General features: G+C 72.5%; 21 protein-coding genes and 1 tRNA gene. 8 read left to right on the forward strand and 14 right to left on the reverse strand.

Annotation, left to right across the window (positions count from 1 at the left end; genetic code table 11):
• Positions 1 to 188 precede the first annotated feature (188 nt).
• From C3486_RS12160 to C3486_RS12175, 4 genes are all read left to right on the forward strand, one after another.
• Positions 189 to 262: transfer RNA gene (locus tag C3486_RS12160), tRNA-Lys, on the forward strand.
• A 110-nt stretch (positions 263 to 372) separates the two neighbouring features.
• Complete coding sequence (locus C3486_RS12165) at positions 373 to 1,053, forward strand: FadR/GntR family transcriptional regulator (RefSeq protein ID WP_103832650.1); 681 nt, start codon at positions 373 to 375, stop codon at positions 1,051 to 1,053.
• Positions 1,054 to 1,444: 391 nt separating this feature from the next.
• Entirely contained in the window at positions 1,445 to 3,394 is a 1,950-nt protein-coding gene (locus C3486_RS12170; protein WP_103832651.1) for a glycosyltransferase family 2 protein, read from the forward strand.
• Entirely contained in the window at positions 3,391 to 5,343 is a 1,953-nt protein-coding gene (locus tag C3486_RS12175) for a kelch motif-containing protein (protein WP_103832652.1), read from the forward strand. The genes C3486_RS12170 and C3486_RS12175 overlap by 4 nt, the downstream gene beginning before the upstream one ends.
• 74 nt (positions 5,344 to 5,417) lie before the next feature.
• Here C3486_RS12175 and C3486_RS12180 read toward each other — a convergent pair whose 3' ends face one another.
• The 5 genes from C3486_RS12180 to C3486_RS12200 all read right to left on the reverse strand — a co-directional run bounded on the left by C3486_RS12180 (position 5,418) and on the right by C3486_RS12200 (position 9,409).
• Positions 5,418 to 6,479 (reverse strand): glycoside hydrolase family 6 protein, encoded by a 1,062-nt coding sequence (locus C3486_RS12180; RefSeq protein WP_103832653.1) that lies wholly within the window; start codon positions 6,477 to 6,479, stop codon positions 5,418 to 5,420.
• A 335-nt stretch (positions 6,480 to 6,814) separates the two neighbouring features.
• Positions 6,815 to 7,453, reverse strand: coding sequence for a class F sortase (locus C3486_RS12185; RefSeq protein WP_103832704.1), 639 nt, complete (start codon positions 7,451 to 7,453; stop codon positions 6,815 to 6,817).
• Entirely contained in the window at positions 7,443 to 7,763 is a 321-nt protein-coding gene (locus C3486_RS12190; protein ID WP_103832654.1) for a hypothetical protein, read from the reverse strand. The genes C3486_RS12185 and C3486_RS12190 overlap by 11 nt, the downstream gene beginning before the upstream one ends.
• 119 nt (positions 7,764 to 7,882) lie before the next feature.
• A complete protein-coding gene (locus tag C3486_RS12195; RefSeq protein WP_052867035.1) occupies positions 7,883 to 8,662 on the reverse strand; it encodes an HAD-IIA family hydrolase in 780 nt (259 codons plus the stop codon).
• A gap of 144 nt (positions 8,663 to 8,806) precedes the next feature.
• Positions 8,807 to 9,409, reverse strand: a complete 603-nt coding sequence (locus tag C3486_RS12200; protein ID WP_181138522.1) for a TetR/AcrR family transcriptional regulator — start codon at positions 9,407 to 9,409, stop codon at positions 8,807 to 8,809.
• Positions 9,410 to 9,492: 83 nt separating this feature from the next.
• Here C3486_RS12200 and C3486_RS12205 point away from each other — a divergent pair, with 83 nt between their 5' ends.
• Positions 9,493 to 10,260: an SDR family oxidoreductase gene (locus C3486_RS12205; RefSeq protein WP_103832655.1), complete on the forward strand. Its 768-nt coding sequence runs from the start codon at positions 9,493 to 9,495 to the stop codon at positions 10,258 to 10,260.
• 92 nt (positions 10,261 to 10,352) lie between these two features.
• Here the strand turns inward: C3486_RS12205 and C3486_RS12210 are convergent, their stop codons facing one another.
• The 8 genes from C3486_RS12210 to C3486_RS12245 all read right to left on the reverse strand — a co-directional run bounded on the left by C3486_RS12210 (position 10,353) and on the right by C3486_RS12245 (position 18,134).
• Positions 10,353 to 11,414 (reverse strand): 2-aminoethylphosphonate ABC transporter substrate-binding protein, encoded by a 1,062-nt coding sequence (locus tag C3486_RS12210; RefSeq protein ID WP_103832656.1) that lies wholly within the window; start codon positions 11,412 to 11,414, stop codon positions 10,353 to 10,355.
• A 27-nt stretch (positions 11,415 to 11,441) separates the two neighbouring features.
• Entirely contained in the window at positions 11,442 to 12,239 is a 798-nt protein-coding gene (locus C3486_RS12215; RefSeq protein ID WP_103832706.1) for an ABC transporter permease, read from the reverse strand.
• On the reverse strand, positions 12,220 to 13,128 hold the full coding sequence (locus C3486_RS12220; protein ID WP_103832657.1) for a 2-aminoethylphosphonate ABC transporter permease subunit: 909 nt from the start codon (positions 13,126 to 13,128) through the stop codon (positions 12,220 to 12,222). The genes C3486_RS12215 and C3486_RS12220 overlap by 20 nt, the downstream gene beginning before the upstream one ends.
• On the reverse strand, positions 13,121 to 14,224 hold the full coding sequence (locus tag C3486_RS12225) for an ABC transporter ATP-binding protein (protein WP_103832658.1): 1,104 nt from the start codon (positions 14,222 to 14,224) through the stop codon (positions 13,121 to 13,123). The genes C3486_RS12220 and C3486_RS12225 overlap by 8 nt, the downstream gene beginning before the upstream one ends.
• Positions 14,208 to 14,918, reverse strand: a complete 711-nt coding sequence (locus C3486_RS12230; RefSeq protein ID WP_374936854.1) for a phosphonatase-like hydrolase — start codon at positions 14,916 to 14,918, stop codon at positions 14,208 to 14,210. The genes C3486_RS12225 and C3486_RS12230 overlap by 17 nt, the downstream gene beginning before the upstream one ends.
• 5 nt (positions 14,919 to 14,923) lie before the next feature.
• Positions 14,924 to 16,048, reverse strand: coding sequence for a TIGR03364 family FAD-dependent oxidoreductase (locus C3486_RS12235; RefSeq protein ID WP_103832660.1), 1,125 nt, complete (start codon positions 16,046 to 16,048; stop codon positions 14,924 to 14,926).
• Between the two features lie 195 nt (positions 16,049 to 16,243).
• Complete coding sequence (locus C3486_RS12240) at positions 16,244 to 17,008, reverse strand: GntR family transcriptional regulator (RefSeq protein ID WP_103832661.1); 765 nt, start codon at positions 17,006 to 17,008, stop codon at positions 16,244 to 16,246.
• A 34-nt stretch (positions 17,009 to 17,042) separates the two neighbouring features.
• Positions 17,043 to 18,134 carry an ROK family protein gene (locus tag C3486_RS12245; protein WP_374936855.1) on the reverse strand — a complete coding sequence of 364 codons (1,092 nt, stop codon included), beginning with the start codon at positions 18,132 to 18,134 and terminating at the stop codon, positions 17,043 to 17,045.
• Positions 18,135 to 18,325: 191 nt separating this feature from the next.
• On the opposite strand from C3486_RS12245, the gene C3486_RS12250 reads away from it, so the two are divergent.
• The 3 genes from C3486_RS12250 (at position 18,326) to C3486_RS12260 (ending at position 20,951) form a co-directional block, all read left to right on the forward strand.
• On the forward strand, positions 18,326 to 19,447 hold the full coding sequence (locus tag C3486_RS12250; RefSeq protein WP_103832662.1) for a Gfo/Idh/MocA family oxidoreductase: 1,122 nt from the start codon (positions 18,326 to 18,328) through the stop codon (positions 19,445 to 19,447).
• Positions 19,444 to 19,914, forward strand: coding sequence for a heme-degrading domain-containing protein (locus C3486_RS12255; protein ID WP_103832663.1), 471 nt, complete (start codon positions 19,444 to 19,446; stop codon positions 19,912 to 19,914). Before C3486_RS12250 ends, C3486_RS12255 begins: the two co-directional genes overlap by 4 nt.
• A gap of 71 nt (positions 19,915 to 19,985) precedes the next feature.
• Positions 19,986 to 20,951, forward strand: a complete 966-nt coding sequence (locus tag C3486_RS12260; RefSeq protein ID WP_103832664.1) for a DUF3048 domain-containing protein — start codon at positions 19,986 to 19,988, stop codon at positions 20,949 to 20,951.
• A 22-nt stretch (positions 20,952 to 20,973) separates the two neighbouring features.
• Here C3486_RS12260 and C3486_RS12265 read toward each other — a convergent pair whose 3' ends face one another.
• Entirely contained in the window at positions 20,974 to 21,831 is an 858-nt protein-coding gene (locus tag C3486_RS12265; protein WP_103832665.1) for a fumarylacetoacetate hydrolase family protein, read from the reverse strand.
• Positions 21,832 to 21,963 lie beyond the last annotated feature (132 nt).

The following is a 21,963-nucleotide window of genomic DNA, read 5'->3' on the forward strand; positions in this document are numbered from 1 at the left end:
AAAACCGGCGAACCGCCGGTCCGAAATGCGGCGGGACCCCGGGGCAGGGGAAGCGACACGCGGAAGAAAAGCCGGGCCGCCCGGATACCGGCAGGAGTGTCACACCTCACACGTTCGGCGGGGTGCGGGGCGGTCGTCCGTGGTCCGGAGCACCCCTGGAGTTCGTGTAGAGTTTTCCAGGTCAGCGCGCGCCGCTAGCTCAGTTGGTTAGAGCAGCTGACTCTTAATCAGCGGGTCCGGGGTTCGAGTCCCTGGCGGCGCACGTAAGGGCAAGGCCCCCTCGTCACGGCGAGGGGGCCTTGGTCGTTTCTTGACGGCTTCTCCTGGCGGGACCGCTGGTCAAAAGGGTGTGCCGGGGTGCAGAGTCACGGAATGGCGAGGGACATCCAGGAGCGGATCAAGAGGCTGATCATCGACCGGCGGCTGCCCTCCGGCGCGCCTCTGCCCACCGAGCCGGAGCTGATGGAGCTGCTCGGGGTCAGCCGGAACTCCGTGCGCGAGGCGCTGAAGGCGCTCCAGGCGATGGGCATCGTGGAGATCCGCCACGGCTTCGGCACCTACGTGGGGCCGATGTCGATGGCGCCGATGATCGAGGGCCTGACCTTCCGTACGGTGGCCGGCCACTACCGGGGCGAGGACAGCCTGCTGCAGCTGCTGGAGCTGCGCGAGGCGGTGGAGACCGGACTGATCGCACGGCTGGCGGGCCGGGTGCCGGCGGCGGACCTGGCCGAGCTGGACGCGATCGTGGCGCGGATGCGGACGGAGGCGGCGGCCGGGGGCGTCCGTGCCGAGACCGACCGCGCGTTTCACGCCACTCTTCATCGCGGTCTGGACAACCTTCTGCTGAGCGAGGTGCTGGAGGCGTTCTGGGACGCCTTCCACCGGGTGCGCACCGATCTCGTCCCGGCCCATGCCGATCCGGACACCACGGTGCGTCAGCACGAGGAGATCGTGGCGGCGGTGCGGGAGGGCGACGGGCCCCGTGCGGAGCGGGCCGTCCGCGATCACTTCGACAACATCCGTCACCGGCTGCGCAGTTCGGGCGACCGGTAACACCCGCATCCGGCCGAGGGGACGCCCCGCCCCAAGGAGAGGGCGCACGGACCACCGCACACTACTTCGAGTCCGCCCATACGCCCGAACCTTCCGCAAGTACCTCATTCCGCCCTTGCGATCATGAAGGCCGGTTAGGGACCCTGACGTGGCGGATGGGTCGAAGATGGCCTTGACGCGCATGTGGGGGAAGCATCAGCGGCTGCGCCGGACGAGGGGTCGGGGAACCCCGCGCGCCGCCATGACGACGGGGGCGACCGGACGGCGGGCGGCGCACATCTGTGTGCGTGGGCGGCCGAGACCACAGCGCCCGGGCCGGTCAGGGGGACCGGAGGCCCGGGACGAGAACAGACGGACACGCAGCCAGTTCTGCGTGCGGGGGGATGGAGTCATGACGTCGACGCCTACCGGCGCCCGGCAGGAACACCAGTACGACCCGTCCGCGACGACGCGGTTACGCCTGCCGCGCCAGTACCGCAGGCGACCGCAGCAGCCCGCGCCGCTGCCGCGCTACGACTACGAGCACTACAGCCGGCTGGCCGGCCCGCTGACCCGGCCCGAGCCGGGCAAGCCGTACAAGGTCAGGTACCGCAGCCTCCTCGCCGACGAGCCGCACCGATTGCGCGCGGCCCTGCTGCTCGGCGCCGCGCCCCTGGTCTCCTTCGGGCTCCTGGTCTGGCTGCTGCAGCCGGCCCACTGGACCGAGCGGGACTACCCGCAGTTCGCCTTCCTCCCCGCCCTCGACGTGGTCATGCTCGTCTCGATCGGCCTGATCGAGTTCTTCCGCTGCATGAACGTCCTCTCCAACGCCCACGCCACCCTCGTCGCGCGCGATCCGATACCGGTCGAGCCCGAGAGCGGCACCCGCGTCGCCTTCCTCACCTCCTTCGTGCCCGGCAAGGAGCCGCTGGAGATGGTCACGAAGACGCTGGAGGCCGCGGTCCGGGTGCGGCACCGCGGCGTCGTGCACGTCTGGCTGCTGGACGAGGGCGACGACCCCGCGGTCAGAGAGGTCTGCGCGAGACTCGGGGTGCACCACTTCACCCGGCACGGCATACCGGAGTGGAACCGCGCGAAGGGCCCGCACCGTGCGAGAACGAAGCACGGCAACTACAACGCCTGGCTCCAGGCACACGGCGACGACTACGACTTCTTCGCCTCCGTCGACACCGACCACGTCCCCCTGCCGAACTACCTCGAGCGGATGCTCGGCTACTTCCGCGACCCCGACGTCGGCTTCGTCATCGGCCCGCAGGTGTACGGCAATTACGACACCTTCGTCACCAAGGCCGCCGAGTCGCAGCAGTTCCTCTTCCACGCGCTGATCCAGCGGGCCGGCAACCGCTACGGCGCCCCCATGTTCGTCGGCACCTCCAACGCGGTGCGCATCAAGGCCCTGAAGCAGATCGGCGGGCTGTACGACTCGATCACCGAGGACATGGCCACCGGCTTCGAGATGCACCGCCACCGCAACCCCGCCACGGGCAAGAAGTGGGCTTCCGTCTACACCCCCGACGTGCTCGCCGTCGGCGAGGGCCCGACCGCCTGGACGGACTTCTTCACCCAGCAGCTGCGCTGGTCGCGCGGGACGTACGAGACGCTGCTCAAGCAGTTCTGGAAGGCGCCCTTCACGCTGTCACCGGGCCGCCTCTTCAACTACACCATGATGGTCATCTTCTACCCGATGTCCGCGCTGAACTGGATACTCGCCGCCCTCAGCTGCACGCTCTTCCTCGGGCTCGGCGCCTCCGGCGTCCAGATCGACCCGGCCGTGTGGATGATGCTCTACGGCAACGCCTCGGCGCTCCAGATCGGCCTCTACGTGTGGAACCGCCGGCACAACGTCTCCCCGCACGAGCCGGAGGGCTCCGGCGGCGTGGCCGGCATGCTGATGTCCGCGCTCTCCGCGCCGATCTACGCCCGCTCCCTCTTCGACGCCGCGCTGCGCCGCAAGAGCCGGTTCGTGGTGACCCCCAAGGGCGACTCCTCCAGTCCCGACACCCTCTTCGGGACCTTCCGGGTGCACCTCTTCTTCCTCCTGGTCTTCGGCGGCTCGCTGACCGCCTCCTTCTTCTTCGGCCATGCCCACCCGGCGATGATCACCTGGGCCGTGCTGGCGCTGCTGGTCTGCTGCACGCCGATCGCCGTGTGGCGCTGGTCCCTGCGCCGGGACGCGGGCCGGCACCGGGCCGGACCGCCCGCACCGCCGCAGCCCGCCGGGACCGCCGGGGTCACCGGGACCGCCGAGGCGGCGGGGGCCGCCCGGAGCGCCGGGGGCGGGGCCGCCGAGGACCGCACAGCGCAGACCATGCAGATTCCCGTGGGGGGAACCAACCGATGAGATACCGACCGAGCCGCCGCACACGCCGTCTGGGGATCGGCGCGGTGGCGGTGACCGCCCTGGCCGCGATGAACGGCCCGGCGGTGTACGGCTTCGCCTCGGAGCAGTACCACTCGTACAAGATCAACCGGCCGGAGTACAAACAGCGGAACGGGCACTGGGACGTGCTGGACGTCCCGTCCGAGTACAAGATCAACACCATTCACGCGGCCCTGCTGCACACCGGCAAGGTGCTGCTGGTCGCCGGCTCCGGCAACAACGCGGCGCACTTCCGGGCGAAGTCCTTCCGCACGGTCCTGTGGGACCCGGCGAAGAACACCTTCAAGAACATCCCCACGCCCACCGACCTCTTCTGCTCCGGCCACACCCAGCTCCCGGACGGCAAGCTCCTGGTCGCGGGCGGCACCCAGCGCTACGAGACGCTCAAGGGCGATGTGAAGAAGGCCGGCGGCCTGATGATCATCTACAACGAGGACCCGGACGGCCCGAAGACCTTCCCCGCCGGCACCCTCTTCACCGGCAAGGAGAACGGCAAGACCTTCGTCTCCAAGGACCCGGTCGTGGTGCCGCGGGCCAAGAAGATCAAGGACAGGGCCACCGGGAAGGTCCGGGTCGAGCACAGCGAGGCCCGGGTCTACGTCGAGGCGCGCAAGGACGGCCGCGCGTACGCCACCGGCGCCCAGGACAACTACCGCATCCACGGCCTGACCGGCGCGGACGCGCGGAACTTCTACGGCATCGCGCAGAAGCTCTCCTTCGACAAGAAGGACTTCCAGGGGATCAAGGACTCCTTCGAGTTCGACCCGGTCGCCGAGCGGTACCTCCGCGTCGACCCGATGAACGAGGCCCGCTGGTACCCGACGCTGACCTCACTGGACGACGGCAAGGTCCTCGCGGTCTCCGGGCTGGACGAGATCGGCCAGGTCGTCCCCGGCAAGAACGAGCTGTACGACCCGAAGACCAAGAAGTGGACCTACCTGCCGAAGCAGCGGTTCTTCCCGACCTACCCGGCGCTCTTCCTCTCCGGCAAGGGCCAGGTCTTCTACACCGGCTCCAACGCCGGCTACGGCCCGGACAACAAGGGCCGCACGCCCGGCATCTGGGACCTGAAGAGCAATAAGTTCCGGGTGGTGCCCGGCATGAGCGATCCGGACATCCTGGAGACCTCCATGTCCGTGCTGCTGCCGCCCGCACAGGACCAGCGGTACATGGTCCTCGGCGGCGGCGGGGTCGGCGAGGACCCGCGTGCGACGGCCAAGACCCGGATCGTGGACCTCACCGACCCGAAGCCGCGCTTCCACGACGGTCCGGACCTGTACGCGAAGGCCCGCTATCCGAGCAGCGTGATCATGCCGGACGACACCGTGCTGACCACCAACGGCTCCGGCGACTACCGCGGCCGCAGCGACTCCAACATCCTCAGGGCCGAGCTGTACGACCCGGCGGCGAACGCCACGCGCCGCGTCGCCGACCCGCTGGTCGGCCGGAACTACCATTCCGGCGCGCTGCTGCTGCCCGACGGCCGGGTGATGACCTTCGGCTCCGACTCGCTCTTCGCGGACAAGGACAACACCCGACCGGGCGTCTTCCAGCAGCAGATCGACCTCTACACCCCGCCCTACCTCTTCCACGGCGCCCGCCCCGACCTCAAGGCCGCGGGTTCCACGACCGTACGGCTCGGCGGGCAGGTCTCCTTCCGGTCGGCGCACAGCGCATCGCTGAAGAAGCTGCGGCTGATCAGGCCCGGCTCGTTCACCCATGTCACCAACGTCGAACAGCGCTCGGTGGCGCTGGACTTCACGACCGAGGGCGACACGGTGACCACGACGCTGCCCAAGGACCCGTCGCTGGTACCGCCCGGCTGGTACATGGTCATCGCCGTCGACGCCGAGGGCACCCCGTCGAAGGCGGTGTGGGTGCACGTGCCCACCACCCGGCTGACCGGCTGACAGGCTGACCGGCTGACCGGGACGTGAGAGAGGGGGCGCCCGGGGCGCCCCCTCTCTCGTGTCCGGTGCCGGAACTACTTCGCGTTGCGGGCCAGGCCCAGCGCGTACGACGGCCACCACTTGCCGGCCTGCGGGCCGCCCTTGCAGGTGCCGTCCGACTCCCCCGGACGCTTGATCCAGAGGTACGCGTCCACCAGGCCGTCACCGGTCTTGACGGTGGGCGGCTCGCCCAGCGCCCGGCCGCGCGGGTTGCACCAGTTCTCCGGGTCGTCGCCGCCCGGCGCCGGGCCGTTGCCGTTCCGGCTGGTGTCGATGACGAAGTGCTTGCCGCCCACCATCGCGGAGAGCTTGCGGCCGTACTTCACGTTCTCCGCTGTGGTCTGGTAGTTGGAGATGTTGAGCGCGAAGCCGTCGGCGCGGTCGATGCCGGCCCGCTTCAGGGGCTCCACCATCCGCCCCGGGTCCTTGATCCAGTGCGGGTTCCCCGCGTCCAGGTAGACCTTGGTGTGCGGCAGCGCCTTGAGCTTGCCGACGGCCTCGGTCAGCAGTGCGTACCGCTCCTCGTGGAACTGCTCAGGGGTGCACTGGTCCTCGATGTGCGGCAGCGCGTCCGGCTCCAGGATCACCGTCGTCGCGCGGTCGCCGATCCCCTTGATGACCCCGTCCAGCCAGGCCCGGTAGGCGTTGCCGTCGGCGGCGCCGCCCTTGGAGTAGCTGCCGCAGTCGCGGTGCGGGATGTTGTAGAGCACCAGCAGCGCGTCGCGCTTCGCCTTCGCCGCTGCCTCGGTGAAGCCGCGGGCCTCGCCCTGCGGGTCGTCGACGCCGATCCACTCGGCGACGGGCTGGGTCGCGATGCGGTCGATCAGCTTCGCGTCGTCCTGCTTGCCGTCCTTGCGGTACGCGGCGGCCTGCTGCGCGGCCTTGCCGTCCGGGTTCACCCAGTACGGCACGGTGGCCCTGGGCCGCTGGCCCGGCGGTCCCGTACTCTCGCCGGACCCGCCGGACGAGGAGCATCCGGCCAGCGCGCCGGCCGTCAGCAGCAGGGCCGCCACCACCGGTACGGACAAGCCTCGTCTGCCGCGGTCACCGCACCGTCCGCTCGGAGTCCCCCCGGGTCCGGGTACAACGCCGTACATCCACCACTCCCCCCTCGGAGCACGGAACTTGGCCGGTCGCAGCAATCCTGGCACACCCGTGTGCACCGGCGACGGCGAGTGGGCAACCTGTTACGGCCCGCTTCCGACGCCCCCTGTACGGGGGCCGCGCGGGCGTTCTAGAGTGTGGTTCTGGCCCCGGCCCCCGGCCTGGAACGCGCGCTTGATGGCGCCTCCCGCCGGCGGCAGGGCAACTCCCGCAGTCCTGAATCGCGGCGGTCGAGGACCGGTCGGCCGGTGGTTCAGGGGGGAGCGAACCGCCGGCCGGGCCGGGCGCTCCTCTCCCGCGTTCCGTCTCCCGCACGCGTGCTGCCTCCTCAGGGTCCGCTGACGCCGGTCAGATAGGCGGAGACCACGGTGCGCGGCCCGTCCCCGGTGACGAGGCGGAGTTCGGCACGGCCGCGCGCGTGCGCCTCCCGGACCTGCCGCTCGCCCAGCCGTCCGGCCGGGCGCACCCGCACGTCCTCCACGGTGAACTCCGCGATGCTGCCGTCCGACCGGGCCACCCGTACGGTCTCTCCCGCGCGGACGTCGGCCAGTCCGGCGAAGGCGGCGCGGCGCGGTCCGTCGCCGCGGCCGGTCAGCACCGCCACGCCCGGCCGGCCGGGCTGCGGTCCCGACGCGTCCCAGACCACGTCGCCCGACTCGCGGGCGGGCGGCGGCAGCGCACCGGCCCTGGGGCCAGGGCGGCTCGGGACCACGTCGGCGTGTGCCATGCCCAGCGCGCCGACGGCGACCGCGGTGGGCCGGGCGGCGGGCAGCGGGCCGATCGCCCCGGGCAGTTCCTGGAACGCCGGCCGGCCCACCGCGGCGACGTCCCCGGTGGTGGCCGCCGGCAGCTGTCCGTCGGCGGGGCCGCGCCCCCACACCCACAGCCCGAGCAGCAGTACCGCCCAGGCGACGCCGGTCAGCAGCCGGCCGTACCCGCCGGTGGTGGCGAGGCGCTCATTCGGCATCACCGCCACCCCGCTTCCGCAGCACGTGCACGATGCGGCCGATCACGACGAGGGCCACCCCGCCGGCCACCACCAGGCCGGCCGAGCGGCCCGAGTTCATGCCGCCCTGGGACCGGTGCTCAGCGGCCGTCGGGACGTGTGCCGCTGCCACCGGTGCGGCGGGCAGCACAGGGCGCGCCGCCACCCCCGCGGTGGCGGCGGCCGGCCCGGGCCGCGCTTCCTGGCGGCCCGCCGGCTGCGCGCTGCCGGCCAGCACCACGCATGCGGTGAAGACCGTGCACGTGCAGACGGTGAATCGTGGTGGACTCATAAGAACCTCCGGATACCTCCGAAGGTTCCCCCCTCCCGCCCGCCCCGCATCCGGAGCGGCCCCACCCTGCGCCGACGGGGTGAGAGGGGTCTTCCGTACGGGTCACGCGGGGCGGTCCGCTAGACGAGCTGGACCAGGTCGGCGATGGAGTCCACGACGTGCGACGGCTTGAAGGGGTGCTTGTCGATGTCGCCGGGCCCGGTGAGGCCGGTGAGCACGAGGAAGGTCTCCATCCCGGCCTCCAGGCCGGCCAGCACGTCGGTGTCCATCCGGTCGCCGATCATGGCGGAGGTCTCGGAGTGCGCACCGATGGCGTTCAGGCCGTGCCGCATCATCAGCGGGTTGGGCTTGCCGACGAAGTACGGCGCGCGGCCGGTCGCCTTGGTGATCAGCGCGGCCACCGAGCCGGTCGCGGGCAGCGGGCCCTCGTTGGACGGGCCGGTCTCGTCGGGGTTGGTGGCGATGAAGGCCGCGCCGTTGTTGATCAGCCGGATGGCCTTGGTGATGGCCTCGAAGCTGTAGGTACGGGTCTCGCCGAGGACGACGTAGTCCGGGGAGTGGTCGGTGAGGATGTACCCGATGTCGTGCAGCGCGGTGGTGAGCCCGGCCTCGCCGATCACGTAGGCGGTGCCGTTCGGCCGCTGGCTGTCCATGAACTTCGCGGTGGCCAGCGCCGAGGTCCAGATCGACTCGTAGGGCACTTCGAGGCCGATGCGGGCGAGCCTGGCCTGGAGGTCGCGCGGGGTGTAGATGGAGTTGTTGGTGAGCACCAGGAACGGCTTGCCCGATTCCCGCAGCCGCTTGATGAAGGCGTCGGCGCCGGGAACCGGCACACCCTCGTGCATCAGCACACCGTCCATGTCGGTGAGCCATGACTCGATCGGCTTGCGCTCTGCCACTGCCGGACTCCTGCCGTACGGGGACTGCTGCCTGACTGCCAAGGGCACCGGCCGTTGCCGCGCGTCTCCTGCGAAACGCACGTACGGCCGACGCCCACAGCCTAAGTCAGCCGGGGGCGGGCACCACCCCCGGCGCCGACGGGTTCAGTTGCCGGGCCAGGCCAGCATCGCCAGGTCGGCGATCTTCTCCAGGTCCTGGCGACTGGCGCCGTCCCTGGCCTGTTGCGACATCCCCTGGAAGACGGCGGCCGTGAAGCGCGCCAGCGCCTGGTGGTCGGTGTCCCGGGGAACGTCGCCGTCCTCGATTCCGCGGGCGATCCTCGCTTCGAAGGCCCGCTGGAAGGACTGACGGTGCCGCAGCAGCTCGCTCTCCACCCCTGAAGAGTGCGCCGTGACGTTGTTCGCTCCGAAGACGACCAGACAGCCGCGCGGGCGGTCGTCCGACGTCAGTTCCCCGGCCGCCTCCCGCAGTGCGCGCTGCACACCGCGGTACGCGGTCGGCTCCTTGTCCAGGGCCTCCCCCAGGTATGCCCCGTAGGTCCGGACGTAGAAGTCCACGGCCTCCTTGAAAAGGGCTTCCTTGTCCCCGAAGGCCGCGTACAGGCTCGGCGGCCCGATGCCCAGCGCCCGCGTCAGATCGGCGATGGACGTCGCTTCGTAACCACGCTCCCAGAAGGCCCGCATCGCCTTGTCCAGCGCGGCGGTCCGGTCGAAGGAGCGCGGGCGGCCCCGCTGTTTCGTAGCCACACCTGAATTCTATAGCCAACGCTTCAGAAAATGCGCTAGCTTCCTTTCTGTAGCGACCAATACGGAACTAAGGGGGCGGAGCCATGGGCTCGCTCAAGGGCAGGACGGCACTGGTCACGGGTGGCAGCAGAGGCATCGGCCGGGCCATCTCCGAGCGGCTGGGCCGGGAGGGCGCGCTCGTCGCGGTGCACTACAACACCAACGAGCAGGCGGCCAAGGAGACGGTCGCGGCCATCGAGGCGGCCGGCGGGCGGGCGTTCGCGGTCCAGGCCGAGCTGGGCAGGCCGGGCGACGCCGAGGCGCTGTGGGCGGCCTTCGACGCGGCCGTCACCGCGCACGACTCCCGCGGCGGTCTCGACATCCTGGCCAACAACGCCGGCACCGCGGTGATGGCGGGCATCAAGGACACCGACGAGGCCGCCTTCGACCAGGTCTTCGACGTGAACATCAAGGCCCCGTTCTTCATCATCAAGCTCGGCCTCGACCGGCTGCGCGACGGCGGCCGCATCATCAACACCACCTCCGGCTTCACCCGGGTGGCGTTCCCGACCATCGCCGCGACGGCCGCGTCCAAGGGTGCGCTGGTGACCCTCACCCGCACCCTCGCGCTGGAGCTGGCGCCCCGCGGCATCACCGTGAACTCGGTCGCCCCGGGCATCACGGAGACCGACGCGAACGCCTGGCTCGCCGACCCGGCGGCCCGCGCCCACGGCGAGTCCTACTCCGCCTTCAAGCGCATCGGCAGCGCCTCGGACGTCGGTGACGTCGTCGCGCTCCTCGCCTCGGACGACGCGCGCTGGATCACCGGCCAGGACATCGACGCCACGGGCGGCTCGCTGCTCGGTCTGTGACCTGCGCCGGGAGGAGTCCCGCGTACGTCATGCAGAAGAGGCCCTCCCGTGGCGACGGGAGGGCCTCTTCGCCGGTCCGGCCGGAAGAGGCGTCAGCTGCCGGTGGCCGTCTTCCAGGCGTCGATGTAGGTGTCGAGGTTCTTGTCGATGTCCTGCCAGTCCGGCTCGAAGACCTCGACGCCCTTCATGAGGGCGGCGAGCTTCCTGGCGTTCTCGTCGGTGGCGTGCACGTCCTTGCGGGCCGCGAAGCCGCCGCCGACCGCGGAGACCTCCCGCTGCACCTCCGGGCTGAGCAGGTAGTCCAGGAACTTCTTGGCGTTCTCGGTGTGCGGCGCGTTCTTGACCAGCCCCGCCGCGTACGGCAGCGCGAAGGTGGAGGGCCTGCCGCCCTTCTCGGCCGCCGGGAAGAAGATGCCCTGGTCCGGCATGGACTTCATGGTGGCGTAGTTCATCTGGACGTCGCCGTTGGCGACCAGCAGCTCGCCCTTGGCGGTCTTCGGGGCGAGCTGGCCGGTGGAGGAGGACGGGCCGACGTTGTTGGCCTGGAGCTTCTTGAAGTACGCCATGGCCGGGTCGGTGCCGCCCAGGTCGTGCATGGCCTTGATGACGACGGCGGTGCCGTCCCCGGCGACGCCCGGCGTGGAGTACTGGAGCTTGTTCCGGTACGTGGGGTCCAGCAGGTCCTGCCAGTTCTGCGGGGGCCGCTTCAGCTGCTTCTTGTTGTAGATGAAGCAGAAGTAGTTGTTGACGACGGAGGTCCACTTGCCGTTCGGGTCCCGGTCGGCGGCGGCGACCCGGTCGTACCCCTCGGGCTCGTACTTCTGCAGCAGGCCCTTGCCGTCGGCCTGCTGGATGAACGGGGGCAGCGTGACGACCACGTCGGCCTGGGTGTTCATCCGCTCGCGGGCGAGCCGCTGCACGGTCGCGCCGGAGCCGGCCTCCACGTAGTTGACCTTGATGCCGGTCTTCTTCTCGAAGTCCTTGAAGACCTTGTCGTAGAAACCGTCGCCCTTCTCGCCCTTCAGGCCGTCGGCGCTGTAGACGGTGACTTCCCTGGCGTCCGGGTCGGCGGCGGCTCCGCCGCAGGCGGCGAGGGCGGACCCGAGGACGAGTGCGGTGCAGAGGGCGGTGATCGGCTTGAGGTGGCTGCGCATGAGTGTCCGGCTCCTTCGGAGGGCGCGTCAGCGGTAGGAGGCTCTGGTGCGGATGCGGGAGACGCCGAGGAGGACGATCAGCGTCGCGGCCATCAGGGCCACCGCGAGGGCGGCGCCGGTGAAGAGGGCGCCCCGGTCGGTGGTGGCGAAGATCTGGACCGGCAGCGGCAGCCAGTCGGGCGGATAGATCATCATCGTGGCGCTCAGCTCGCCCATGGAGAGCGCGAAGCACAGGCCGGCGGCCGCCGTCAGCGAGGGCAGCAGGAGGGGCAGCTTCACCCGCCACAGGACGTACGCCGGACGGGCCCCGAGAGCCGCCGCGCTCTGCTCGTACGCGGGGTCCAGCCGGTCCAGCGCCGCGCTCACCGACTGGTGGGCGAACGCGGTGACCAGCACCGTATGGCCGATGATCACGATCTGCCGGGTGCCGTTGAGCAGCAGCGGCGGCTGCGAGAAGGCGACCAGCAGGGAGAGGCCGACGGCGACGGAGGGCACCGCGACCGGCAGCATGAAGAGGGTGTCGATGACCTTCTTGCCGCGGCCGCCCAGCCGCTGCGCGGCCAGCGCCGCCCAGGTCCCGGCGGCCAGCGCCAGCAGGCTCGCGGCCAGCGCGGTCAGCAGGCTGGTGACCAGCGCGTCCAGCGAGTCGCCCCGGGTGATGTCCTGATAGTGCGTCAGCGTCGGGCCCGAGGGCAGCGCGCCGCTCCAGGTGGTGGCGAAGGACGCGGCCAGGACGACGGCGAACGGCAGCGCGAAGAGCGGGAGGAAGAGGAGCAGGAAGCCCGCCCACACGGCTGCCTTCGCCTTATTGCTGTGCACGAGCACGGCGGGCACCTCCCTCGCGGCCGGTGCGCGCCACGAGCGCGCGGTAGCCGGCGTACAGCGCAACGGACAGCGCGATGTTGACGACCGCGACGACGCACGCGCCGGTGTAGTCGCCGTCGAGGATGGCCTTCGTGTAGACGAGGACCGGCAGCGTGACCACGTCCTTGGCGCCGGTGAAGAGCACGATCCCGAACTCGTTCAGGCACATGACCAGGACGAGCGCGCCGCCCGCCGCGAGCGAGGGCAGCGCCTCGGGCAGGATCACCGTGCGGACGATCCGCGCCGGGCGGGCGCCGAGCGACGCGGCGGCCTCCAGCTGCCCGGTCTCCACCTGCGAGAACGCGGCCAGCAGCGGGCGCATCACGAACGGCGTGAAGTACGTGATCTCCGCCAGCAGCACGCCCCAGGGCGTGTGCAGGAAGTCGAACGGGCCGCTCGCCGCGCCGGTCGCCGCGGTCCACACCCCGTTGGCCACGCCCGTCGTGCCGTAGACGAACAGCAGCGCCAGGGTGATCAGGAAGGACGGGAACGCCAGGAAGATATCGACGAACCGGCCGAGCGCCCGCGCGCCGGGGAACGGCACGAAGGCGATGACCAGCGCGAGGACGAAGCCGAGCAGCAGGCAGCCGAGCGTCGAACCGGCGGCGATCAGCACGGTGTTGACCAGCGCTTCCTGGAAGGCGGCCGTGCCCAGCACCTCGCCGTACGCGGCCGTCGCCGCCCCGCCCTCGTCCGGGGTGAACGACTGCCGCACCAGCAGGACAAGCGGGTAGAGGAAGACCAGTGCGAGCCCGGCGACGGGCGGCAGCGCCCACAGGACGCGCGGGAGGGCGCGGGCACGCGGCCGGCGCGTGGCGCCGAGGCGCGCCCGCTGGGTGACGCTAACCATCGGCACCCGCCCCCGCGGGGAGCAGGACCGCGTCCTCGGCCGCGAAGTGCAGCGTCACCTCGTCGCCCACCGCGGGCGCGGTGCGCAGCTCGCGCACGTCGGCCATCACCCGGTGCCCGGCGACCTCGGCGTACAGCCGGTGGGTGGCGCCGCGCCACTGGAGCTCGGTGAGCCGGCCGCGCAGGGCGTTCGGCCCCTCCCCCAGCCCGACCAGGTGCGGCCGCACGCACAGGGTGGCCGCCGCGCCGCGCGCCACGCCCGCCGTGCCGCGCACCGTCAGCTCCGTGCCGGCGAAGGTCACGGTGGAGCCGCCCGGACCGGCCGTCACCGGCAGCAGGTTGGCGTTGCCCACGAAGGACGCGGTGAACTCGGTGCGCGGCGCCCGGTACAGCTCGCGGGGCGTGCCGCAGTCCCGCAGCCGCGCCCGGTCCATGACCGCGATCCGGTCCGCGAGCGTGAGCGCTTCGACCTGGTCGTGGGTGACGTACAGGATCGACACGTCGGGCAGTTCGCGGTGGAGCCGGGCCAGTTCGGCGAGCATGCCGGAGCGCAGCTGCGCGTCCAGCGCGGACAGCGGCTCGTCCAGGAGGAGCACGCCGGGGCGGATGGCCAGCGCGCGGGCGATGGCGACGCGCTGTTGCTGGCCGCCGGAGAGTTCGCGCGGGTAGCGGCGCGCGTACCCGGCCATGCCGGTCAGCTCCAGCGCCTCGGCGACCCGCGCGGCGATCTCCGCGCGCGGCGCCTTCCGCGCCTTCAGCCCGAACGCCACGTTGTCGGCGACGCGCATGTGCGGGAAGAGCGCGTAGCTCTGTACGACCATGCCGATGCCGCGCTTGTACGGCGGGAGTCCGGTGACGTCCCGGCCGCCGATCAGCACCCGCCCGGAGACGGGCGTCACGAATCCGGCGACGGCCCGCAGCGCGGTGGTCTTGCCGGACCCGGAGGGTCCGAGCAGGGCCATCACCTCGCCCGGCTCGACGGTCAGGTCCAGGCCGTCCAGCACGGTGTGCGTGCCGTACGCGACGGAGACGCCCTCGAAGCGGATGCCGGAGGCGGCGGTCGCGGTACCCGGGGCCGCGTCAAGCAGGGCGGTCATCGCGTACCCCTCCGAGCAGGGCGGGCAGTTCGGCGACCGAGCCGAGGACGTGGGTGGCGCCCGCGGCCAGCAGCTGGTCCTTGTCGTGGGCCCCGGTGAGCACCCCGGCGACGACGGAGGCACCGGCGCGGCGGCCGGAGAGCATGTCGTACGAGGTGTCGCCGGCCACCGCGATCCGCTGCACGGCGTCGGTGGCGCCGGTGCGCAGCAGCGCCGCGAGCACCATGTCGGGGTACGGGCGGCCGCGTCCGCCGGCGTCGGCCGGGCAGAGGGTGAGCGGCACCAGGTCCTGCCAGCCGAGCGCGGCGAGGATCGCGTCCTGGGTGACCCGCGCGAAGCCGGTGCTCAGGACCACGGTGAGGCCCGCGTCCCGCATCGCCTCGATGGCCTCGCGGGCACCGGGCACGGGTGCGATCAGCCCGCCGTCGACCAGCTCGCCGTACGCCTGCTCGAAGGCGGCGTTGGCGCGCCGGGCCGCTGCCTCGTCGCCGAAGAGGTGCCGGAAGACGGAGATCTTCGATTCGCCCATGGTGGCGCGTACGTACGCCAGCTTCTCGGCGTGCCCGTGGGTGCCCGGCTCGACGCCCATGTGCCGCGCGGCCGCGTCGAAGGCCCGCTCGACCAGGCCGCCGTCGGCGACGGTGGTGCCGGCCATGTCGAGGACGACCAGCTGAATGTCTGCTCCGGTGGTCAACTCGCTCACCATCCCAGTGCGTTCGCGGTCTTCTCGGCGATCGCCGGGGAGCAGGTCATGCCGCGCCCCCCGGTCCCGGTGACCAGCCACACGCCGTCGCGCGCCTGCTGCCGGTGCACGACCCGGCGCGGGTCGGTGCACTGCGCGTACACCCCGGCCCAGCGGTGCCGGACGCGCGGCAGCGGGCGGCCGAGGAGCGCTTCGACGACGCCGGCCAGGTGCTCGTACGGCTCCTCGACGGTGTCGAAGGCGAACGGCGTCTCGTACTCGTGCGTGTCACCGATGGTCAGCCCGCCGTCCGCGCGCTGGACCATCAGGAGCTGCATCTTGTGCGCGGCGGCGGTGGGCGTCTGCGCCTGCGTGGCGTTGAGCGCGTCCAGCGCCTCGCCGCCGTACGCCGGGTAGTAGCGGAAGCTGTCCGCGTCGGCGACGGAGGTGGTCAGCGGCTCGCCGAGCGGGTCGGTCTGCATCATCTGCAGCCGTACGCGGCGGACGGGGAGGCCCGGCACCAGCTCGCGGACCAGGCCGCTGAGCCAGGCGCCGGTGCACAGCACGACGGCGTCGCCGCGGTGCGTCCCGCCGTGGTCGTCGCGTACGCCGATGCCGTCGTCGAGGACGTCGCGGACCTCGTGTCCGCCGAGGTAGGTGTACCGGCCGGAGGCCAGCAGCGCCTGCTTCAGCTCGCGCTGCGCGACGCGGGGTTCGACGGCGGCGTCCCGCTCGCACCACAGGGCGCCGAGGAAGTCGCCGCGCAGCGCGGGGTTGAGCTGCCGCGCCTCCTCGGCGTCCAGCAGCTTGTAGCCGCGGGCCGCGGCGTCGGGCCGCTGCGTGGCCGCGTACGCGACCGCCCGCTCGGCCTCGTTCCTGACGACGGTCAACGAGCCGATGGCGCGGAAGCCGAGGCCCGGCACCCGGGCGCCGATCTCCTCCCACATCTCGCGGGCCCGCAGCGCGGTGTCCAGCTCCTCGCCGCCCGCGCGGCCGCTGACCCAGATCTGCCCGAAGTTCCGTACGGAGGCGCCGCGGGCCTCGGCCTCCCGCTCGATGTGGACGACCTCGTGGCCGCGTTCGACCGCCTGCCAGGCGTGCATGGTCCCCAGCACGCCGGCTCCGACAACTATGACTCGCATGGCGAGGACGCTCGTCGCGCCGAGTGGCCGACCGCGGGCCGGGCGGCAACGGGACGGTGAACAGGCCATCACGCTTGGCCTAGACCCGTTATCTTTTAGTTATGCAAGGGGCTGGCGAAACAGCGCCCCGTCAGGGGCGCGGGGAACTGCGCGACCAGCCACGACGTGGCGGCACTCGGCGGCCGGGCCGCAGCCCTACGGCGCGTCGCCGAGCTTCGCCGTGAACGAGAACCGGTCCCCCCGGAACAACGTCCGCACCCGCTCCAACGGCACCCCCGCCGTATCGCGGCTGATCCGGTGGATCAACAGCATCGGCAGCGCCCCCGGCGTGCCGATCAGCAGCGCCTCGCGCGGCGTGGCCAGCACCGTCTCCAGCCGTTCGTCGGCGTCGCCGAAGCCGATGCCGAGCCGGTCGTGCAGGTAGGCGTAGAAGGAGGAGTCGGGCGTGAAGTCCGTGTCCAGCCGGGGTGCCCGCTCGACCGCGACGTACGTGCTCTCCAGTCCGACCCGCTCGTCGTCGGCGAGCAGCACCCGCTCCATGTGCCACACCGGCTCGCCGGCCGGCAGGCCGAGTTCCGCGGCGAGCGCCGCGTTGCACGGGAAGCGGTCGAGGCCGATCAGATGGCGCCCGGGCCGGCGCCCCTGCTTGCGCACCCCCTCCGTGTAACTCGCCAGCGCCAGCGGCTGTTCGAGCTTGGGCCCCGCCACCACCGTGCCGCGGCCCAGGCGGCGGATGCGGCCTTCGAGGAGCAGGTCGCGCAGCGCCTGGCGCAGGGTCTCCCGGGACACCTCGAACCGCACGGCGAGTTCGCGCTCGGTCGGCAGCGTCTCGCCCTCCCCCAGTTCGGCGAGGAGTTCGCCGATCCGCACCTTGGCCGCGTAGTACTTGGGGATGCGCCCGTGCTCGGGGATGCCGGCTCTGATCGGCGCGCCGGGCGCCTGGTCCTTCGGGTAGTCCACCGGCCGATCCTCGCACGCCCGTCCGGCGTGCTGCTCAGACCGCCGGACGCGCCGCGGTGAACGGCCCGTGCGGCGCCGCGAAGAGGGTGCCGAGGACCAGGTGGGCGGCGCCGAGCGCCACCGTGTGCGGGCCGCCGGGCGCGGCCTCGACCGGGACGGTGCGCGCGCCGCCCGCGCCGTGCGCGCGCAGCTGGCCGTCGAGCGAGGCGGCGACCCCGCGTACGTACGTGTCCGGGTCGGCCAGCACCGTGCGCCCGCCCAGCAGGACGCGGTCGACGTCCAGCAGCTCGACGAGGTTGGCGGCGCCGACGCCGAGCACGCGGGCCGCCTCCGCCGGGTCGCCCGCCGCGGCCGCTGCGAGGCACAGTGCCTCGATGCAGCCGCGCTTGCCGCAGCCGCACGGCGGCCCGTCGAGCTGCACCACCTGGTGCCCGAACTCGCCCGCTCCGGTTCGTGTCCCGCGGTGCACGGCGCCGCCGAGCACCAGCCCGGCGCCCAGCCCCGTGCCCAGGTGCAGATAGCCGAACGAGCCCGCGCCGCGTGCCCGCTGCGCCAGGCCGTGCGCCGCCGCGTTGGTGTCCTTGTCCAGCACGACCGGCAGCCCGAGCCGTTCGGCGAGCGCGGCGCGCAGCGGGTAACCGTCCCACTGCGGGAGCCCGGTCACCCGGTGCAGTACGCCCGTACGGTGGTCCAGCGGACCGGGGCAGGCCACGCCCGCGCCGATCACCCGGGCCTCCGGCGCGGCGGCGCGCACCTCGGCGACCCGGTCCGCGGCCGCCGCCAGTACCTCCTCGGCGCCCGCACCCAGGTCCAGCGGCGCGCGGCGGACCGCGACCGGCTCGCCCGCCAGGTCGGCGAGGACCGCGACGCTCTCGTCCCGGTCCAGGTGCAGGCCGATCGCGTGCCGGGCGCCGGGCACCAGCCGCAGGACCGTACGGGGCTTGCCGCCCGTGGAGGCGCGCCGGCCCGCCTCGGCGGCGAGGCCCTCCTCGCGCAGCCGTGCGGTGATCTTGCTGACCGCCTGCGGGGTGAGCCCGCTGCGCTCCGCCAGCTCCAGCCGGCTGACGCCGCCCTCGCCCGCGGCACGCAGCAGCCCGAGCAGCACGGCCGCGTTGTGCCCGCGCAACAGGGGGAGATTGGCGCCGGAAGCGCGTCGGGCCGGGTCCGAAACGGGGAGTCCGGAAGGGGGCGGGTGCGCGCTGCTCAGCGCATGTTCGCTGCTCAGCGGGGGTGCACTGGTCGGCGGGTGTTCGCTGCTCACCTCTCCATTGTGGGGACCGCTTGCACTTTGGCAACAGCGTTGCTTAAGTGGGAGCCATGAGCAGCCCGAGCGACTCCACCGGTACCGCACTCCCCGGCAGCCCCCTGCGCGTCGGCCTGATCGGTTACGGCCTGGCCGGCTCCGTCTTCCACGCCCCGATGATCGCCGCGACCGAGGGCCTGGTCCTCGACACGGTCTCCACCTCCAGCCCCGACCGGCAGGCGCAGGCACGTGCCGAGCACCCGCAGGTGCGCACGGTGGCCACGCCCGACGAGGTGCTGGCCCGCGCGGACGAGCTGGACCTGATCGTCCTCGCCTCCCCGAACAAGACGCACGTCCCGCTGGCCACGGCCGCACTGGAGGCCGGCCTCCCGGTCGTCGTGGACAAGCCGCTCGCCGCCACCGCCGCCGAGGCCGAGCGGCTGGCCACCCTGGCGAAGGACCGCGGGCTGCTCCTCTCCGTCTTCCAGAACCGCCGCTGGGACAACGACTTCCTCACTCTGCGCAAGCTGGTCGAGGAGGGCGCGCTCGGCGAGGTGTGGCGCTTCGAGTCGCGGTTCGAGCGGTGGCGGCCCAAGCCCAAGGGCGGCTGGCGCGAGTCCGGCGACCCGGCCGAGATCGGCGGGCTGCTGTACGACCTGGGCAGCCACGTCGCCGACCAGGCGCTCACCCTCTTCGGCCCGGCCGTCTCGGTGTACGCGGAGTCCGACGTGCGCCGCCCCGGCGCCGAGGCCGACGACGACACCTTCATTGCGCTCACGCACGCGAGCGGCGTCCGCTCCCACCTGTGGGTCAGCGCCACCACCGCCCAGCTCGGACCGCGCTTCCGGGTGCTCGGCAGCGAGGCCGGGTACGTGAAGTACGGCCTGGATCCGCAGGAGGCGGCGCTGCGCGAGGGCCTGCGGCCCGGCGGCGACGGCGAGTGGGGCGTGGAGCCCGAGTCCGCCTGGGGCCGGATCGGCGCCGGTGAGTCCCCGCAGACCGGCGGCGGCGAGCCCGTCCCCACCCTGCCGGGCGACTACCCCGCGTACTACGCCGCCGTCGCCGAGGCGCTGCGCACGGGCGGCGAGCCGCCGGTCACCGCGCTGGAGGCGGCAGCGGCGCTGCGCGTCCTGGAGGCCGCCAAGGTCTCGGCCGCCGAGGGCCGCACGGTACGGATCGAGGAGGCCGCCCGATGACCGCCGCCGACGACATCGCCACCCTCGAAGAGCACGAACGCCGCCTGGTCTTCGACCGCTTCGGCAACGAGGACGCCTGGGAGCTGGGCACCCTCCTCGTCGAGCTGGCACGCGAGCGGAACGCCGCGGTGACGATCAGCATCCGGCGCGGCGCCCAGCGCCTCTTCCACTGCGCGCTGCCCGGCACCAGCGCCGACAACGACGCCTGGCTGGACCGCAAGTGCCGGGTCGTGGAGCGATACGGCGAGGCGTCCTTCCTGGTCGGCGCCCGCTTCCGGGCCAAGGGCCGGACCTTCGAGGAGTCCTCCCGGCTGGACCCCGACCGGTACGCGGCACACGGCGGAGCCTTCCCCGTCCGCCTCCGCGGCACCGGCGTCGTCGGTGCCGTGGCCGTCTCGGGGCTCGCCCAGGCCGACGACCACGCCCTCGTCGTCGAGGCGTTGGAGCGATTCCTGCGCCCCGCCTGACGCGAATCGTGCGCCCCGCCCGTCATTGCGGGAAAGCTGTGGGGGAACCGGCGACGAAGGGCGGTACCCCCATGGCGTGGACGAGTGGCACGGGCTGGACCGGATCGCGGCGGGCCGTGCTGGCGGCGGGGCTCGCCGCGGGGCTGTCGCCGCTGGTGGCGGGGTGTCAGGCGGGCGACGGGGACGGGCGGTCGCCGTTCACCGGCGAGCGGGGCGCGGGCGACAAGGTGCTCGCCGTCAAGATCGACAACGTCTCCGCAGCGCGCCCGCAGACCGGTCTGGAGGACGCCGACATCCTCTACACCGAGCAGGTCGAGGCGGGCCTGTCCCGCATACTGGCCGTCTTCGCAGCCCATCTCCCCGACCGGGTGGGTCCGGTGCGCAGCGCCCGCGAGTCCGACCTCGAACTCCTCCGCCAGTTCGGCCACCCGGCGCTCGCCTACTCCGGCGCCCAGGCCAAGCTCCGCCCCACGCTGGAGTCGGCGCCGATCGACGCGCTGCCGCCCGGCAAGGCGCCCGGCGCGTACGTCCGCAGCACCGACCGGGCCGCGCCGCACAACCTCTACCTGCGCCCGGCCCGCGCCCTGGACGCCGCCTCCGGCGCCGCGGCCCCCGCAGACATCGGCTTCCGCTTCGGCTCGGCGCCTTCCGGCGGCACCCCGGCCACCCAGCAGGAGGTCCGCTATCCCGCCGCCCGCTTCTCCTTCAGCTGGTCAGGGGAGCGCAAGCGCTGGCTGGTCTCGATGGACGGCACGCCGTTCCGCACGACCGGTGCCGGACAGCTGGGCGTGGCGACCGTCGTGATCCAGTACGTGACCGTCCGCTCCTCCCGCCTGCACGACAAGTGGGGCAGCGTCACCCCGTACACCGAGACCGTCGGCTCGGGCGACGCGCTGGTCCTCCGCGACGGCAAGAAGTACCAGGCCCAGTGGTCCCGTCCGGCAGCGGACGGCGGCACCACCTTCACCACACCCGAGGGCCACCGCATGCCCTTCGCACGGGGCCCGCTCTGGGTGGCCCTGACCCCGAAGGGCTGAGGGCGGGCCACCCGCCGCGGCGTCAGGCGTCCTTGAGCTCCTGGCGCTGGCGGCCCAGGCCGTCGATCTCCAGCTCGACGACGTCGCCGGCGCGCAGGTACGGCTTGGGCTCGGGGTGGCCCATGGCGACGCCGGCCGGGGTGCCGGTGTTGATGACGTCGCCCGGGTAGAGGGTCATGAAGCGGCTGAGGTAGCGGACGACCTCGGCGACCGGGAAGATCTGCTCGGCCGTCGTGCCGTCCTGCTTCAGCTCGCCGTTGACCCACAGCCGGACGCCGAGCGCCTGCGGGTCGGGGACCTCGTCGGCGGTGACCAGCCAGGGGCCCAGCGGGTTGAACGTCTCGCAGTTCTTGCCCTTGTCCCACTGGCCGCCGCGCTCGATCTGGAACTCCCGTTCCGACACGTCGTGCGCGATGGTGTAGCCGGCCACGGCGGCGAGCGCCTGCTCGTCGGTCTCCAGGTAGCGGGCCGTGCGGCCGATGACGACGGCCAGCTCGACCTCCCAGTCGGTCTTCCGGCTGCCGCGCGGGACGAGCACGGTGTCGTCCGGGCCGACCACGGTGTCGGCGGCCTTCATGAAGACGATCGGCTCCTCCGGGATCGGCGCGCCGGTCTCGCGGGCGTGGTCGTGGTAGTTCAGCCCGATGCACACGACCTTGCCGATGCCCGCGAGCGGTGCGCCCCTGCGCAGCCCGGCCCGGTCCAGCGCGGGCAGCGTGCCGGCCGCGGCCGCCTCCCGTACCCGGGTGAGCGCCGCCTCGTCGGAGAGCAGCGCCCCGTCGATGTCCGGCACCAGTTCCGACAGGTCACGCAGGGTTCCCGACTCGTCGAGCAGCGCCGGGCGTTCCGCCCCCACCGGTCCGACACGCAGCAGCTTCATCGATACAACTCCCGTGGTCGTGTGCGAAGGGTCGGTCCGGAAGGGCCTCCCGGACCGGCCGATGGGTGCGGCCATCGAGCGATTCGGACGATCGTCCAAGAACGGGGTCCCGCCCGCAAGACCCCGTTCACG

The organism is Streptomyces sp. Ru73, from assembly GCF_002920575.1.
Taxonomy (GTDB): Bacteria; Actinomycetota; Actinomycetes; order Streptomycetales; family Streptomycetaceae; genus Streptomyces.

Coding starts and splice junctions, on each gene's coding strand:
- C3486_RS12175 (WP_103832652.1), top strand. CDS start 3,391: ATGAGATACCGACCGAGCCGCCGCACACGCCGTCTGGGGATCGGCGCG.
- C3486_RS12225 (WP_103832658.1), bottom strand. CDS start 14,224: ATGACCGCCCTGCTTGACGCGGCCCCGGGTACCGCGACCGCCGCCTCC.
- C3486_RS12165 (WP_103832650.1), top strand. CDS start 373: ATGGCGAGGGACATCCAGGAGCGGATCAAGAGGCTGATCATCGACCGG.
- C3486_RS12170 (WP_103832651.1), top strand. CDS start 1,445: ATGACGTCGACGCCTACCGGCGCCCGGCAGGAACACCAGTACGACCCG.
- C3486_RS12250 (WP_103832662.1), top strand. CDS start 18,326: ATGAGCAGCCCGAGCGACTCCACCGGTACCGCACTCCCCGGCAGCCCC.
- C3486_RS12265 (WP_103832665.1), bottom strand. CDS start 21,831: ATGAAGCTGCTGCGTGTCGGACCGGTGGGGGCGGAACGCCCGGCGCTG.
- C3486_RS12205 (WP_103832655.1), top strand. CDS start 9,493: ATGGGCTCGCTCAAGGGCAGGACGGCACTGGTCACGGGTGGCAGCAGA.
- C3486_RS12185 (WP_103832704.1), bottom strand. CDS start 7,453: ATGCCGAATGAGCGCCTCGCCACCACCGGCGGGTACGGCCGGCTGCTG.
- C3486_RS12190 (WP_103832654.1), bottom strand. CDS start 7,763: ATGAGTCCACCACGATTCACCGTCTGCACGTGCACGGTCTTCACCGCA.
- C3486_RS12180 (WP_103832653.1), bottom strand. CDS start 6,479: ATGTACGGCGTTGTACCCGGACCCGGGGGGACTCCGAGCGGACGGTGC.
- C3486_RS12255 (WP_103832663.1), top strand. CDS start 19,444: ATGACCGCCGCCGACGACATCGCCACCCTCGAAGAGCACGAACGCCGC.
- C3486_RS12260 (WP_103832664.1), top strand. CDS start 19,986: ATGGCGTGGACGAGTGGCACGGGCTGGACCGGATCGCGGCGGGCCGTG.
- C3486_RS12220 (WP_103832657.1), bottom strand. CDS start 13,128: ATGGTTAGCGTCACCCAGCGGGCGCGCCTCGGCGCCACGCGCCGGCCG.
- C3486_RS12210 (WP_103832656.1), bottom strand. CDS start 11,414: ATGCGCAGCCACCTCAAGCCGATCACCGCCCTCTGCACCGCACTCGTC.
- C3486_RS12235 (WP_103832660.1), bottom strand. CDS start 16,048: ATGCGAGTCATAGTTGTCGGAGCCGGCGTGCTGGGGACCATGCACGCC.